This window comes from Streptomyces sp. NPDC007084 (assembly GCF_040703595.1).
Classification (GTDB): domain Bacteria; phylum Actinomycetota; class Actinomycetes; order Streptomycetales; family Streptomycetaceae; genus Streptomyces.
Genome location: NZ_JBEYFY010000048.1, coordinates 1 through 14185 on the forward strand (window position 1 = coordinate 1; position 14185 = coordinate 14185).

At 74.1% G+C, this 14185-nt stretch carries 12 protein-coding genes; 5 read left to right on the forward strand and 7 right to left on the reverse strand.

Features of this window, described 5'->3' with window-relative positions; translation table 11 throughout:
• Positions 1-422 precede the first annotated feature (422 nt).
• Entirely contained in the window at positions 423-1430 is a 1008-nt protein-coding gene (locus AB0912_RS27905) for a serine/threonine-protein kinase (RefSeq protein ID WP_366704517.1), read from the forward strand.
• A gap of 26 nt (positions 1431-1456) precedes the next feature.
• Here the strand turns inward: AB0912_RS27905 and AB0912_RS27910 are convergent, their stop codons facing one another.
• Positions 1457-2749, reverse strand: a complete 1293-nt coding sequence (locus tag AB0912_RS27910; RefSeq protein ID WP_366704519.1) for a streptophobe family protein — start codon at positions 2747-2749, stop codon at positions 1457-1459.
• A 227-nt stretch (positions 2750-2976) separates the two neighbouring features.
• Here AB0912_RS27910 and AB0912_RS27915 point away from each other — a divergent pair, with 227 nt between their 5' ends.
• Both AB0912_RS27915 and AB0912_RS27920 read left to right on the forward strand, forming a co-directional pair.
• A complete protein-coding gene (locus AB0912_RS27915) occupies positions 2977-4329 on the forward strand; it encodes a DUF6777 domain-containing protein (protein WP_366704521.1) in 1353 nt (450 codons plus the stop codon).
• 128 nt (positions 4330-4457) lie between these two features.
• On the forward strand, positions 4458-4931 hold the full coding sequence (locus tag AB0912_RS27920; RefSeq protein ID WP_366704522.1) for a helix-turn-helix transcriptional regulator: 474 nt from the start codon (positions 4458-4460) through the stop codon (positions 4929-4931).
• Between the two features lie 36 nt (positions 4932-4967).
• On the opposite strand, the gene AB0912_RS27925 is transcribed toward AB0912_RS27920, so the two are convergent.
• The 6 genes from AB0912_RS27925 to AB0912_RS27950 all read right to left on the reverse strand — a co-directional run bounded on the left by AB0912_RS27925 (position 4968) and on the right by AB0912_RS27950 (position 12133).
• On the reverse strand, positions 4968-5570 hold the full coding sequence (locus tag AB0912_RS27925) for an ATP-dependent Clp protease proteolytic subunit (RefSeq protein WP_366704523.1): 603 nt from the start codon (positions 5568-5570) through the stop codon (positions 4968-4970).
• 1 nt (position 5571) lies between these two features.
• A complete protein-coding gene (locus AB0912_RS27930; RefSeq protein ID WP_366704525.1) occupies positions 5572-6225 on the reverse strand; it encodes an ATP-dependent Clp protease proteolytic subunit in 654 nt (217 codons plus the stop codon).
• A 133-nt stretch (positions 6226-6358) separates the two neighbouring features.
• Positions 6359-7582, reverse strand: a complete 1224-nt coding sequence (locus AB0912_RS27935) for an epoxide hydrolase family protein (RefSeq protein WP_366704527.1) — start codon at positions 7580-7582, stop codon at positions 6359-6361.
• Between the two features lie 107 nt (positions 7583-7689).
• The gene (locus tag AB0912_RS27940; RefSeq protein ID WP_366704529.1) at positions 7690-9477 is read right to left on the reverse strand and encodes an ABC transporter ATP-binding protein; all 1788 of its coding nucleotides are present in this window, start codon (positions 9475-9477) and stop codon (positions 7690-7692) included.
• 299 nt (positions 9478-9776) lie between these two features.
• Entirely contained in the window at positions 9777-11051 is a 1275-nt protein-coding gene (locus tag AB0912_RS27945) for a GAF domain-containing SpoIIE family protein phosphatase (protein WP_366704531.1), read from the reverse strand.
• 62 nt (positions 11052-11113) lie between these two features.
• Positions 11114-12133: a zinc-binding alcohol dehydrogenase family protein gene (locus AB0912_RS27950; protein WP_366704533.1), complete on the reverse strand. Its 1020-nt coding sequence runs from the start codon at positions 12131-12133 to the stop codon at positions 11114-11116.
• Positions 12134-12276: 143 nt separating this feature from the next.
• Here AB0912_RS27950 and AB0912_RS27955 point away from each other — a divergent pair, with 143 nt between their 5' ends.
• Complete coding sequence (locus tag AB0912_RS27955) at positions 12277-13074, forward strand: VOC family protein (protein WP_366704535.1); 798 nt, start codon at positions 12277-12279, stop codon at positions 13072-13074.
• Positions 13075-13186: 112 nt separating this feature from the next.
• Positions 13187-14185, forward strand: coding sequence for a helix-turn-helix domain-containing protein (locus AB0912_RS27960; RefSeq protein ID WP_366704537.1), 999 nt, complete (start codon positions 13187-13189; stop codon positions 14183-14185).

Genomic DNA, 14185 nt, shown 5'->3' on the forward strand with positions numbered 1-14185 from the left:
CCCGCTGGGCGGCGCGTGAACGCGGCCCCCGACCCCGCGCCGCCGGCCGCTCCCGGCCCGGACCCCGTGCCGGTCGCCGGCCGGGATGGCGAGCCCACCCGGGTGGTGACCCCGGGAGGCGAATCCGCACCGGTTCCTGACCGGCAGCCCGCGCCCGCTGGGCGCGTGAACCCGGAGCCCGCCCCCGCGCCCCTCGCGGCCCCCGGTCGGGAGGCCGAGCCCACGCGGGTGGTGGACCAAGAGGGCGAACCCGCGCCGCGGGCTGCCCCCGGCCCGGACGCCGGCCGGGAGGCCGAGCCCACTCAAGTGGTGGACTCGGAAGGCGGACCCGCGCAGGGCCGGGAGCCGGGAGCCGGGGCGAAAGGGGGTGGGCATGAGCCCACCCGGGTCGTCGCCGTGGACGACGAACCGGGGCCGCCCTGATGGCGGGGGACGGGCCGGGGCGCGAGGCGAGTCCGTTCGCGGGGCGGCCGTCCGAGCTGGTCGGCCGGCGCATCGCGGGCTACCGGATCGAGCGCGAGATCGGCCGCGGCGGCATGGCCGTGGTCTACCAGGCCAAGGACCTCCGCCTGGACCGCACCGTCGCCCTCAAGCTCCTCGCCCCCGAACTCGCCCGCAACGACACCTTCCGCGGCCGGTTCACCCACGAGTCCCGGGTCGCCGCGGCGATCGACCATCCGCACATCGTCCCGGTCTTCGAGGCGGGCGAGACGGACGGCGTCCTGTACATCGCCATGCGCTACGTGGCCGGCCGCGACCTGCGTCATCTCCTGGACCGCGAGGGGCCGCTGTCCGTCACGGTGGCCGCCCGGATCGGACTCCAGGTCGCCTCGGCCCTGGACGCGGCCCACGACCACGGGCTCGTCCACCGGGACGTGAAGCCGGGCAACATCCTGGTCGCCCAGGGCACCGACAGCGACCACCCCGAACACGTCTACCTCACGGACTTCGGGCTCACCAAGAAGTCGCTGTCGCTGACCGGTTTCACCAGTGTGGGCCAGTTCGTCGGCACCCTCGACTACGTGGCGCCGGAGCAGATCTCCGGCAAGCCCGTCGACGGCCGCTGCGACGTCTACAGCCTCGGCTGCGTCGTCTACGAGACCATGGCCGGCCGGCCGCCATTCCAGCGCGACGACGACATGGCGCTGCTGTGGGCCCACCAGTACGACCAGCCGCCCGCCCTGAGCAGCAAGCGCCCCGGCATCCCGGACGCGGTCGACGCCGTCCTCGCGAAGGCGCTGGCCAAGAGCCCCGACGACCGCTACGACTCCTGCCTCGCCTTCGTGAGCGCGCTGCGCGCCGCCGCCCGGGGCCAGGCCACCGGCCCGGCCGCGTGGGCGCCGGCGGAAACCCGGGGCTCCGCCCCCGCAGGCCCGCCGGGCCCGCCGCCGAAACCGCCGGACTGGGCCCTCCCGGTGTTCCCCTCCTGACGGCACCCCGGCCGGGGTGCCGCGCCTCAGCGGGATGCCACCTCGCCCCTGCGGCGGACGCCCCTGGCCAGCAGCGCGCCGAGGAACCCCGTGACGAGCCCCCACAGCACGGCGAAGCCGAGGGCGCCCCACACCCGGGGCTTGAGGAGGATCTCGCCGTTCAGGCCGCCGCCGATGTCACCGAGCCCGAGGATCGACAGGCCGTAGTGCGCCGACAGCCGGCCGAGGAGACAGATCACGAGGACGGTGAGCGCCAGCGCGACCGCCATGTGCACCGCGTGCTGCCAGGCCCGCGTCCGGGCCGGTGAGCGGGCCGCCATCAGGAAGGCCGCGCCGAGCAGCAGCACCGCGTCGACCACCACCAGCCACCAGACCCGCCCGTCGTGCTCGGCCAGGCTGTTCAGATTGAGCGTGGACACGTCCGGGGTGCGCAGCACCTCGTCCAGCAGGCGCGGCATCGGCAGCCCGAACGGCCCGTCCACCCGTCCGTTCCAGGTGGCCCCCAGTCCGATCGTGAAGGCGAGCCAGACGAGATTGGGCAGCCCGAGGAGCAGGACGGCGAACGTCTCCGGTACATGCCCCCGGGTCGCCGCGACCACCAGCCCGACGATCACGCCGATACCCACGCAGGCGAGCAGCAAGGCCACCATCGCGTACGCGGCCGGGCGCACCGACTCCTGGAAGCGCAGCAGACGCGCGGGCAGCGGGGCGCCCCGCGAGACCAGCAGGGCGATCACGAAGACCCCCGCCAGCCACAGCAGTCCGAAGCCGATCGTCGGGCCCGCATCCGCCTTGAAGCCGACCTTCGGTGTCGCGCCGAACAGGTCGCCGATGGCGCCGATCGTGCCGTCGCCGAGGGACACGCTGAAGTCCTGACGGGCCGCGAGCGCCAGCCCGACCAGGGCGAGCACCCACAGGACGGCGATCCGCCCGGCCCAGCCGGCGAGTTCCGCAGTGCCCGCGACGGCACGGTGGCGCAGTGGGCGCAGGAACCCCGCCGCGAGCACGAGGGCCCCGACCAGGGTCACCGACAGCGGGACGACCGTCAGACCGGCCTTGGTGTCGGCGATGGCCCCGGCGTCGCCGGTGAACCCGATCGTGCCGCCGACCGCCGTCACGACGGTGACCGCGACGACCCGGGGGTAGGCGTTGTCGGGCAGGCCGGTGGCGCCCGACGCCCACAGTCCGAGCGCCGCGACCACCGCCATGGCGATCAGGGCCGCCAGTACGGCCACGAGGGCCTGGAGCCAGCCGTGTCGGGCGGCCGACGGCGGGTCGCGGCGGTCGACTGGCTGGTCGGACGGTGTCTGGGGGCTCACGCTGTCACGCTAAGCAGCGGTGGCACGCTCCGCCCCTCGGGAGGGTCCGACCGCGTCGGCTTGCGGGCGGCACCGGACCGGAGCACACAATGGGTTCGTTGTGGATTAAGCGGACCAAGCGGACTGAATGGCATACGCGGAATAAGCGGAGCGCGGCATCTGCCTCGGCGTACAGCGGTGCGTCCTTCTCGGCCGCCGTGGCGCCCCTCCGCCGGGAAGAGGAGCTTGTGAGCGTCGAACCGCCGTCCTCCGGCCGCCCCACCGGCCCGCCCTCGGGCCCGCTGTCGGGTCCTTCGCGGCCCGGCCCCGCCGCGCCGACCCCCACCCAGCCCAGCGGCAGCCCGCCGTCAGGGCCGCCCGGCGGCGCGTCCGGCGCGGGCGGGGGAGCGGGTGGTCCGGGATCGGGCGGCTCCGGCGGGTCCGGGCCGGGTGGCTCGGGCTCCGGAGGTCCGGGCGGACCTTCCGGGCCCGGCGGCGGTTCCACCGGGCCGGCACCCAAGGGCGGCGGCCCCGACCGGCCCTGGTGGAAGTCCGCGCCGCGCGTCGCGCTGATCACCGGCGTCATCGCCGCGGCGGTGATCCTCGGCGTCGTCCTCACCGGCAACAACGGCGGCGGTGACGGAGGGACCGGCAGGACCCAGAACGCCGGAAGCGAGGTCTTCCTGCAGTCCGCGGACAAGACCGGGCCCGACGCGTTCACCGAGTCGACCGCGAACGACAGCTCCACCGAACCGCAGACCCCCACCACGCCGGGCTCGTCGGAACCGGCCAACGTGACCCGTGCCGTCAGCGGCTCCGCGCCCGGCCTCTACGGCGGCACCCGCAACGTGGCGAGCTGCGACGTGGAGAAGCAGATCGGCGCCCTCAAGGCGGACCCGGCGAAGAACAAGGCGTTCGCCTCCGTGGAGGGCATCCAGCCCTCCCAGGTCCCCGCCTATCTGCGCTCCCTGACCCCCGTTCAGCTCCGCATGGACACCCGCGTCACCAACCATGGCTACCGTGACGGCGCTCCGACCACCTACCAGGCGGTCCTCCAGGCCGGAACCGCCGTCCTGGTGGACGCGCACGGCGTGCCCCGGGTGCGGTGCGCCTGCGGCAACCCGCTCCTCGCGCCGGTTCCGCAGAAGGGCACACCGAAGCAGACCGGCGACACCTGGCCCGGCTACCGGCCGCAGAACGTCGTGGTGGTCGAGCCCGCGAAGACCGTCATCGACGTGTTCGTCATCTTCGACCCCGACAGCAACGAGTGGATCGCCCGGCACAAGGGCGCCGACACCCAGCGGGACGAGAAGACCCGGCCGCCCGAGAGCCCCTCGCCCTCGGTGAGCGACTCGACCTCCGCCTCCCCGTGCGACGCGGGCGGCTCGTGCCCGCCCTCGTCCGAGTCGCCCGGCAGCTCGGCACCCTCCACGCCGTCCTCGCCCGCCTCGCCCCCGGATTCCCCGGCCCCCGAGACGCCCTCCAGCGCGCCGCCCTCGTCGGCGCCCGAGTCCGCCCCGGAGTCCGGATCGGAGTCCGGCTCGGCCTCGCAGGACCTGACCCCCGAGTCCTCGCAGGCCTCTCCGGGTCTCTCGTCCTGACCGGGCCGGCCGTTGCCGACGTGCCGACGTGCCGACGTGCCGCCGGGGTGCCGCGCCGGCGCGGCGGATTCACCGAGAGCGGAACGCCGGTCCCTTCCCCTGCGGCCAGGGGCTCCTAGGCTGAAGGGGTGAGCGACCACGTGCCGAACGAAGCCCGCGTCATCCCGCTGCGCCCGGCCCCGGCCGGGGGCGAGACCCCGGTCCGGACACCGCGCGGCCCGCGCCCGCCGCACGGGACGCGGCCGGTCCCGGCGGGGCCGCCGCCGAAGGAGCCCCTGTGGCGGGACCTCGTCGGCGACGTCCTGCGCCGTGAGCGGCAGGCGCAGGAGCGCACCCTCCAGGACGTGGCCGACGCCGCCCGGATCTCCATGCCCTACCTCTCCGAGCTGGAACGCGGCCGCAAGGAGGCCTCCTCCGAGGTCCTCGCCGCCGCCGCGCGCGCCCTCGGCCTCGGTCTCACGGATCTGCTCTCGCTCGCCCAACGGGAGCTGACCCGGCACCCGGTGCGCGGAACCGTACCCGGAACAGCTCCCGGAACCGTCTCCGGCCGGGGCCGCTCCGCCCCGGCCTCCCGGTACGACGGGATGTGCCTCGCCGCCTGACGTCCAGTGCACGGCCCCGGGGGCGCCGCCAGGGGCTCAGACCAGCGCGAGCCGGCGGCTCAGCACCTCGTCCGCGAGCCCGTACTCCACGGCCTCCCCGGCGGTGAGGAACTTGTCGCGGTCCATGTCCGCCCGCAGCGCCGCCGGGTCGTGCCCGGTGTGCCGGGAGAGGACCTCCTCGACCTGCGAGCGGATCCGCAGCATCTCCTTGGCCTGGAGGCTGAGGTCCGACACCGTTCCCTGCCGCCCGCCACTGGCCGGCTGGCCGAGCAGCACCCGCGCGTGCTCCAGCACGAAGCGCCGTCCGGGATCGCCGCCGGCCAGCAGCACCGCGGCCGTCGACGCCGCCTGCCCCACACAGAACGTGGAGATCGGCGCCTGCACGAACGTCATCGTGTCGTAGATCGCCATGAGCGAAGTGAAGGAGCCGCCGGGCGAGTTGATGTAGAGGGCGATCTCGCTCTCCGGGCTCGCCGACTCCAGATGGAGGAGTTGCGCGATGACGACGTTGGCGACGCCGTCGTCGATCTCGGTGCCGAGGAAGATGATCCGCTCGGACAGCAGCCGGCTGAACACGTCGTAGGACCGCTCGCCCTGCGGAGTGCGCTCCACGACGTTCGGAATCGTGTACGTCCCCATGTCAGAGTCCCATCCGTCGCCGTGACGCGGCCGGGCGGACGTCCTCCAGGGACTCCACGACCCGGTCCACCATGCCGTACTCCCGGGCCTGTTCGGCCGTGAACCAGCGGTCCCGGTCGCCGTCCCGGGAGATCGTCTCCTCGCTCTGCCCGGTGTGCTCCGCCGTGATCCGCTCGATGGCCCGCTTGGTGAACTCCAGGTTCCGCGCCTGGATCTCGATGTCGGCCGTGGTGCCGCCGATGCCCGCGGACGGCTGGTGCATCATGATCCGCGCGTTCGGCAGCGCGAACCGCTTGCCGTGCGTCCCCACCGTCAGCAGGAACTGCCCCATGCTCGCCGCGAACCCCATGACGAGCGTGGACACGTCGTTCGGGATGAGCCGCAGGGTGTCGTAGATGGCGAGCCCCGCCGTCACCGAACCGCCGGGGCTGTTGATGTACAGCGCGATGTCGGTGCGCGCGTCCTCCGCGGAGAGCAGGAGAAGCTGCGCGCAGACCCGGTTCGCGGAGACCTCGTCCACCTGTGTGCCGAGGAAGACGATCCGCTGGGCCAGCAACTGCGCGGCCAGATGGTCGTCGAAGCGGGTCGCGGGAGTGTCGCCCTCCTCGGCCCGTGGGGCGAGGGCCGGGGACCGGCCGGTGCTCAGTGGGGTCATGGTTCCTCCTGATGGTGACGCGACCTGGTGGGGACGCGACGGGCCTCGCCGCGCTCACCCCACTGTTGACCCGCCCGCGCCCACGGAGCCGTTTTCTCGGCCCACGGCAGATTCGCCCACGGCAGAGCCGGGGTCAGGAGGCCGCGCGCAGCTCGCGGAAGAAGGCCCTGACGTCCGCGACCAGCAGGTCCGGCTCCTCCAGCGCGGCGAAGTGCCCGCCCCGGTCGAACTCGGTCCAGCGCACGATCCGGTCGGCGCGCTCGGCCACATGGCGCAGCGGGACGAAGTTCTCCTCGGGGAAGACGGCCAGGGCGGTCGGCGCGGAGGACGGCTCGGGCGGCTTGCCCCAGTAGTCGGCGTGGGCCCGCTCGTAGTAGATCCGCGCGGACGAACCGGCCGTGCCGGTCAGCCAGTACAGCATCACGTCGGTCAGCAGCAGATCGCGGTCCACGGCGTCCTCGGGGCGGTCGCCCGAGTCCGTCCACTGGCGGAACTTCTCGGCGATCCAGGCGAGTTGGCCGACGGGCGAGTCGGTGAGGGCGTAGGCGAGCGTCTGCGGCCGGGTCGCCTGGATCGCCGCGTAGCCGCCCTCCTCGCGGTTCCACTCCTGGCCCCGCCGCCAGGACAGCAGGGTGCGTTCGCGCTCCTCGGGGCTGAGCGCGGCGAGTTCCGCCTCGGTCGGCTCCGTGGTGGCGGACGAGCCGGGCAGCAGGTTGAGGTGGACGCCGATCAGCCGCTCCGGGTGGGCCCGGCCCAGTTCGCGCGAGACGGCCCCGCCCCAGTCGCCGCCCTGGGCGCCGTAGCGCCGGTAGCCGAGACGCTCCATGAGCACGGCGAAGGCGGCGGCGATCCGGGTGAACTCCCAGCCGGTGTCCCGGGTCGGCCCCGAGAGCCCGAAGCCCGGGAGGCTCGGCACGACCAGATGAAAGGCGTCGGCCGGGTCGCCGCCGTGCGCGCGAGGGTCGGTCAACGGCCCCACCACGTCGGTGAACTCGACGATCGAACCGGGCCAGCCGTGGGTGACGATCAGCGGGGTCGCGTCGGGTTCCGGCGACCGGATGTGCGCGAAGTGCAGCCGGGCCCCGTCGATCTCGGTGGTGAACTGCGGCCACGCGTTGAGCCGCGCCTCCGCCGCCCGCCAGTCGTAGTCGTGCCGCCAGTACCGTACGAGTTCCCGGAGGTAGTCCCTCGGTACCCCGTACGACCAGCCGACGCCCGGGAGTTCGTCGGGCCAGCGGGTGCGGTCGAGGCGCTGGTGCAGGTCGTCCAGCTCGCTCTGCGGGACGTCGAGCCGGAACGGCCGGATGCCGGGGGTGCCGGAAGTGCCGGAAGTGCCGGGGGTGTTGGTGCGGTTCATGTCCGGGCATGCTAACTCCGGCCGAGGGGCGCCCCGTACGGAGTTTTCCGCCCGGCCGGGCGGACGGGTACCGGGCCGGGGGCGCCGGCGGGCGGCGCCCCCGTGGATCACGCGAGCTGCCCGGAGTGCAGCGCCGTGTACGCGCCGCCCCGCCGGAGCAGTTCCTCGTGCGAGCCGACCTCCTGGATCGCCCCGTCGCCCATCACCACGATCCGGTCCGCGCCCTGGACGGTGGACAGCCGGTGGGCCACGACGAACGTGGTGCGGCCCCGCAGCAGCCGCGCCAGCGCCTGCTGGACCAGGGCCTCGGAGTGGGTGTCCAGCGCGGAGGTGGCCTCGTCCAAAATGAGCACCCGGGGGTCGCGGATCAGCGCCCGCGCGATGGCGAGCCGTTGCCGCTGACCGCCGGAGAGCCGGGCCCCGTGCTCGCCGACCAGGGTGTCCAGGCCCTGCGGCAGCCGGTCCACGAACTCCAGCGCGTTGGCGTCCCGCAGCGCCGCGCGCACCACGTCGTCCCCGGCGTCGTCCATGCCGTAGGCGACGTTCTCCCGCACCGTGCCGTCGAACAGGATGGACTCCTGCGGCACGACCGACACGAACCTCCGGTATGTCCGCAGGTCCAGCTCCGCCATGTCGGTGCCGTCGAGCAGCAGCCGGCCCGACGTCGGACGGATGAACCCGATGACCAGGTTGAGCACCGTGGACTTGCCGGCCCCCGAGGCCCCCACCAGCGCCACGGTCTCCCCGGGGGCGACGGCCAGGGTGAAGTCCCGTACGGCGGGCGGCCCTTGTTCGTGAGCGCGTCCCGGTCCCTGCGCGTAGGTGTGACCGACTCCCTCGAAGGTCACCGCGCCCCGCACCGAGACGACCTCCGTCTTGCCCTCGTTGTCCTCCAGTTCGGGCGCCTGGAGCACCTCGCCGACCGAACGCACCGACTCCAGGCCCTTGGTGATGACCGGCGCGAGACCCGCCAGCGTGGTGGTGGAGTTGGTGAGAGTGGTCAGGAACGCGCTGAGCATCACCACGTCGCCCGGCGTGACACTCCAGTACCCGTAGTACGACACCAGCGCGGCGCCCGTCAGGAAGAGGACGCCGACCGCGTTCAGGAACACCCAGGCCAGCGCGCCGAACCGGCCGTTGAGCAGGTCGAGGCGCAGACCCGAGCTGAGCACCTGGCGCAGCGTGCCGTCCACCCGGCGCAGCGCCTTGCCCTCCAGGCCGTGGGCCCGGGTGACCGGTATCAGCCGGGTCATCTCCGTCACCCGTGAGGACAGATGCTCGACCTCGTGCCGGAAGTGCTCGTTCTGGGTGCGCAGCCGCGTCCGCAGCCGGGCCACCAGCAGCGCGGCGACCGGCACCACGCACAGGAAGACGGGCACGAACTCCGGTGTGCGCACGGCGATGACGACGAGACCGCCGGTGAGCACGGTCAGCGCGCCGAGCCCGGTCTCGGCCGTCTGCTGGACCATCTGCTCCACGGTCTCCACGTCGCGGATCACCTTGGCCTGGAGGACACCCGCGCTGACCCGCGAGTGGTAGCCGATGGAGAGCTGCTGCATCCGGGTGCACAGCGCCGACCGCAGGTCCGTGCCCATGCGGCGGACACTGCCGTACAGGAGCCGGACGTACAGCAGGTGCATGGGGATGTTGACCAGCAGGATGAACAGGATGATCCCGGCGCTCAGCCAGATCCGGGTCACCGGCCGGTGCTGGACGACGGTGTCGATGATGGACGCGGTGATCAGCGGCAGCAGCCACAGCGGGCTGTGCTTGACGGTGAAGACGAGGAACGCGGCGGCGAGCCGGGCGCGGTCGGCGCGGAACAGATAGGTGAGGGTGCGGATCGGGTGCTCGTCCCGGTAGCGGTGGTCGAGCGGTTTCTCGGACGACGCCATCGGCGGTGGTCCCTCCAGTGGCCTAGTAGGAGCAAGCGCTCTCTCCCCAGGCGGACCCCGGACTACACCCTTGGCCGGGTGCCGGTGCCGGGCCCGTTCACGTACGGCCGCAGCGCCGGAGCCGGGGGGCGGCACCGGCGGCACGAGCGGTCCGCGGCACGAGCGGACCGCGTGCGCCGGGGAGGGACCGCGGGCGCGGCTCGTTCGAAGGCCGGACGAGGGCGCGTGTGGCTCGTTCGGCGGCCGGGCGGACGGCGGGCGTGGCTCGGTCGGCGCCCTGGCAGGCCGCGGGACGTGGCTCAGTCGGCGGCCGGGCGCACGCGGATACGGGCCGCGAGGACGGCCACGTCGTCCTCCGCGTGCCGGGCGTCCAGCCTGCCGAGCACCGCGTCGAGCAGCCCGCCGACACCCGCCCCCGGCGGCAGCCGCAGCGCCGCCAGCCTCGCCAGCGACGCGTCGATGTCCTCGCCCCGGCGCTCGACCAGCCCGTCGGTGAACATCACCAGCGTGTCGTCCGGGGCGAGCGCGCGCGTCACCTGTTCGTAGCCACCCACCCCGGTGCCCAGCGGCGGGCCCACCGGCAGCGACAGCAGCTCGCCCGAGCCGTCCCCGGCGAACACCACCGGAGGCAGATGTCCGGCGCCCGAGATCGCCGCCGTGCCCCGGGCCGGATCGACCCGCACCAGAAGGCAGGTCGCCGGACGCCGGGTGCCGTCCTCGGCGACCGCCGCGTCCAGCCGGCGCAGCACCCGGTGGGGCGGCAGATCCGTGGAGGCGACATAGCGGAGCATCGAGCGGTAGGCGTTCATGTCCACCGCCGCGTCCAGCCCGTGCCCCATCACGTCGCCCACCACCAGCAGGGTGCGCCCGAAGTGCAGCCGTACGGTCTCGAACCAGTCGCCGCCCACCAGGGTGCTGCCCCCGGCCGGCAGATAGCGGGTGGCGAGGTCCAGGTTGGGGTGCGGCCGGCCCGGCTCGGCCAGCAGCGCGCGCTGGAGGTCCAGGACGGTGCCCCGAACGGCGTCGTGGTCGCGGGCGTGCCCGAGGTGCACGGCCGCCAGGCGCGCCGCGTGGCGCGCTCCCGCCAGCTCCGCGTCGCTGAACGGCGCCCCGCGCCGGACGCCGGCCAGCACCCCGTACAGCCGTCCCCGCGCGAGCAGCGGCACCAGCATGACCTGGCGCGGTGTCCGGCCGGACAGGTCGACCGACGCCGTCACCGGACGTCCCTCCGCCAGCGCCCGAACGGACAGCGGACGCGGGCCCGTGGACGGGGTGAGCAATTCCGCCTGACCCGCCGTCGCGACCCGGGACAGTACGGGGTCCCGGCCGCACTCGCCGGCGGGCACGGCCGAGGGCAGCAGATCCACGGCGGCGGCCTCACAGCGGTGCCGGTGGGCGAACGCCGCCAGCTCCGCGCAGGTGGTCCGCCCGTCGAGGGTGGTGCCGACCGAGTCGACGGCGTCGGCCACGGCGTCGTCGGCGGGGGTGTCGTCCACGGCGTCGGCCGACGAGCCGGCCCCGGCCTCGGGCGGCACCGCCGCGTCCGCCGTGTGCTCACCGCCCTGGCCCGTCATGCCACCTCCACCGCAGCTCACGCCCGGCTCCATCCACGCACGGCGGCGACCCGCCCGCACGCTCAGGAGGACGGCGAGACGTCGTTCACCAGTACCGCCGCGCCGTCGAAGGCGCCCGCCTTGAGGTCCCGCAGCGCCTCCGGCGCCCGCGACAGCGGATAGACGTGCGTCGTCGCCCGCACCCCGTGCCGCTCGGCCAGCGCCAGGAACGCCCGCCCGTCCTCGCGCGTGTTGGAGGTGACGCTGCGCAGCTCCTTCTCGTAGAACAGCTCGCTCTCGTAGCGCAGCGGCGGTACGTCGCTCAGGTGGATGCCCGCCACCGACAGGACCCCGCCCCGGTCCAGCGCCCGCAGCGCGACCGGCACCAGATCGCCGACCGGCGCGAACAGGATCGCGCTGTCGAGCCGCTCGGGCGGTTCGTCGTACGCGCCGCGCGCCGAGGCCGCGCCCAGCTCCAGCGCGAGGCGGCGCGCGGCCGGGTCGCGGGTCAGGACGTGCACGGTCGCGCCCTCGGCGAGCGCGAGCTGCGCGCAGAGATGGGCGCTGCCGCCGAAGCCGTACAGCCCGAGCCGGCCGCCCGGCGGCAGCGCGGCCCGGCGCAGCGCCCGGTAGCCGATGATGCCCGCGCACAGCAGTGGAGCCAGGGCCACGTCGTCCACCCCCTCGGGCAGCCGGTAGGCGAAGCCGGCCGGCACCGTCGTGTACTCCGCGTAGCCGCCGTCCGCGTCCCAGCCGGTGTACTCGGACGCCGGGCACAGGTTCTCGGCGCCGCGCAGGCAGTAAGCGCAGGTTCCGTCCGCGCGGCGCAGCCAGGCGACGCCCACCCGCTCGCCCGGCGCAAAGCCGGTGACCCCGGGGCCCGTGCCCGCCACCCGCCCCACGACCTCGTGGCCCGGCGTCACCCCGGCACGGCGCACGGGCAGGTCGCCCTCGGTGACATGGAGATCGGTGCGGCACACCCCGCAGGCGCTCACCCGCACCAGCAGTTCGCCCGCGCCCGGCGTCGGCACCGGCCGGTCCACCCGGCGCAGCGGCTCTCCCTCGACCGGCCCCGGCCGGGCCACTTCCCACGCGAGTGTCATCACGCACTCCGTCCCGTCGGTCACATGTCCGCCTCCGTCCAGTCTCGTGCGGCGCCCGCCGCTCGGCGCGCGACCCGGGAGAAGCCTGGCTAGCGTGAAAAGCGGAACCGAACCGTCCACCGAACCGGAGAAGGTCGTCAGTCATGGCCGTACAGCCCGAAGGAACGCCCTGCTGGGCGGACGCGATGTTCAGCGATGTCGAGGGGGCCAAGAGTTTCTACGGTGACGTGCTCGGCTGGACCTTCGGCGAGTCGTCCTCCGAGTACGGCAACTACACGCAGGCCTTCTCCGACGGCAAGGCGGTGGCCGCCGTCGTACCGCCGATGCCCGGCCAGGAGGGCCAGTCCGCCTGGTGTCTGTATCTGGCCTCCCCGGACGCCGCCGCGACCGCCGAGAAGATCAAGGCCAACGGCGGCGAGGTGCTCGTGGAGCCGATGCGGGTCGGCGACTTCGGCACCATGACCCTGGCCCGCGACCCGAGCGGTGCCGTCTTCGGCGTCTGGCAGGGCGGAATCCACGAGGGCTTCGAGAAGGTGGGGGAGCCCGGCGCGTACGCCTGGGCCGAGGTCTTCACCCGCGACGCAGGCAAGGCCGACACGTTCTTCTCCGGCGTCTTCCCCTACAGCGCCCGGCAGATGGAGGACGACAACGTCGACTTCCGCGTCTTCAGCCTCGACGGGAACCCCGTCCTCGGCCGGATGACCATGACGGACGACTTCCCGCCCGAGGTACCGCCGTACATCAACGTGTACTTCGCCGTGGACGACTGCGACGAGGCGGTGGCCCGGGCGACCGCGCGCGGCGGCATCCTGCGGTTCGGGCCGATGGACAGCCCGTTCGGACGCTTCGCGGCGATCAGCGACCCGCAGGGCGCCTCGTTCTCCGTCATCGACATGTCCACCACCCAGGGCGAGATGCCGGGGCTTTCGGACGTGTCCTGACGCTTTCCGGCGCCCGGGCAACCACCGGCACGCGGTGTTCGTCCCTCCTGATGACCGTGCCACCCGCGGGTGGCCGGCCCCCCCACCAGGACGGCGAGCGAAAGAGACCGCGATGCTGCGTATCCACTTCACCTCGCAGGACCTGCAGAACGTACGGGTCGCCCGGCAGCCGGACCCCCTGTGGGAACTGGTCTGCAGCGTCTGCCGGCTGGAGACCGGTCAGGGACCGCTCGACTTCGGGCACTGGCGGCGCGCCGCCCGCGACCGGCTGGCCGCCGACGCGCTCGCCGGCCGTGCGCTGCGCCCGTTACGGTCCCTGATCCCGGCGGCCGGATACATCCCGGACTTTCTCACCCCGCCGGTCACCGGCGGGGGACTGCCGGCCGGCCTCGAAGCGCTGCGCGGGACCCCGCGCTCCCGGCTGACCCAGGACCTGACCCGGCTGGCCGAGTCCCGTCCGCTGCCGCCTTGGACGGCCTCCCTCGGCCGCCCCGGCGGAGACACGCTGCACGCCCTCACGGCCGCGCTCTCCGCCTACTTCCGCACCCTCCTCCAGCCGTACTGGCCGCACATCCGCACCGCCGTCGGCAACGATGTCGACCTGCGCTCCCGGGCCGTCCTGGACGGCGGGACCCAAGCCCTGCTAGAGGGGCTGCGGCCGATGGCCCGCTGGCGTGCCCCGGTGCTCGAAGTGGACTATCCCACCGAACGGGACCTGTACCTGGAGGGCCGCGGACTGCTCCTCGTCCCCTCGTTCTTCTGCTGGCGCCGCCCGACCGCGCTGGCCGACCCCGGCCTCGATCCCGTGCTGGTCTACCCGGTGGAGAAGGCCCCGCTGACCGTCGCCCGCAACACCGAGGACGGTGTCGAACGCCTGCTGGGCCGCACCCGGACCGCCGTCCTGACCGAGGTCGCCTTCGGCGGTTCCCGCACCACCTCGGAGGTCGCCGCGGCGGTGGGGATCGCGATGCCCAGCGTCAGCTACCAGATCGGCGTGCTGCGCGACGGCGGCCTGGTGGACAGCCACCGCGACGGGAAGTACGTGCTGCACACGGCCACCCTGCTCGGCCTGCGCCTGCTCGCGACCTCCGGGCACGCGGTCCTGCCGTGA

Excerpts from the sequence above, each read along its gene's own strand:
- AB0912_RS27930 (WP_366704525.1), bottom strand. The coding sequence starts at position 6,225 with ATGACCCCACTGAGCACCGGCCGGTCCCCGGCCCTCGCCCCACGGGCC.
- AB0912_RS27940 (WP_366704529.1), bottom strand. The coding sequence starts at position 9,477 with ATGGCGTCGTCCGAGAAACCGCTCGACCACCGCTACCGGGACGAGCAC.
- AB0912_RS27905 (WP_366704517.1), top strand. The coding sequence starts at position 423 with ATGGCGGGGGACGGGCCGGGGCGCGAGGCGAGTCCGTTCGCGGGGCGG.
- AB0912_RS27955 (WP_366704535.1), top strand. The coding sequence starts at position 12,277 with ATGGCCGTACAGCCCGAAGGAACGCCCTGCTGGGCGGACGCGATGTTC.
- AB0912_RS27925 (WP_366704523.1), bottom strand. The coding sequence starts at position 5,570 with ATGGGGACGTACACGATTCCGAACGTCGTGGAGCGCACTCCGCAGGGC.
- AB0912_RS27950 (WP_366704533.1), bottom strand. The coding sequence starts at position 12,133 with ATGACACTCGCGTGGGAAGTGGCCCGGCCGGGGCCGGTCGAGGGAGAG.
- AB0912_RS27945 (WP_366704531.1), bottom strand. The coding sequence starts at position 11,051 with ATGACGGGCCAGGGCGGTGAGCACACGGCGGACGCGGCGGTGCCGCCC.
- AB0912_RS27960 (WP_366704537.1), top strand. The coding sequence starts at position 13,187 with ATGCTGCGTATCCACTTCACCTCGCAGGACCTGCAGAACGTACGGGTC.
- AB0912_RS27935 (WP_366704527.1), bottom strand. The coding sequence starts at position 7,582 with ATGAACCGCACCAACACCCCCGGCACTTCCGGCACTTCCGGCACCCCC.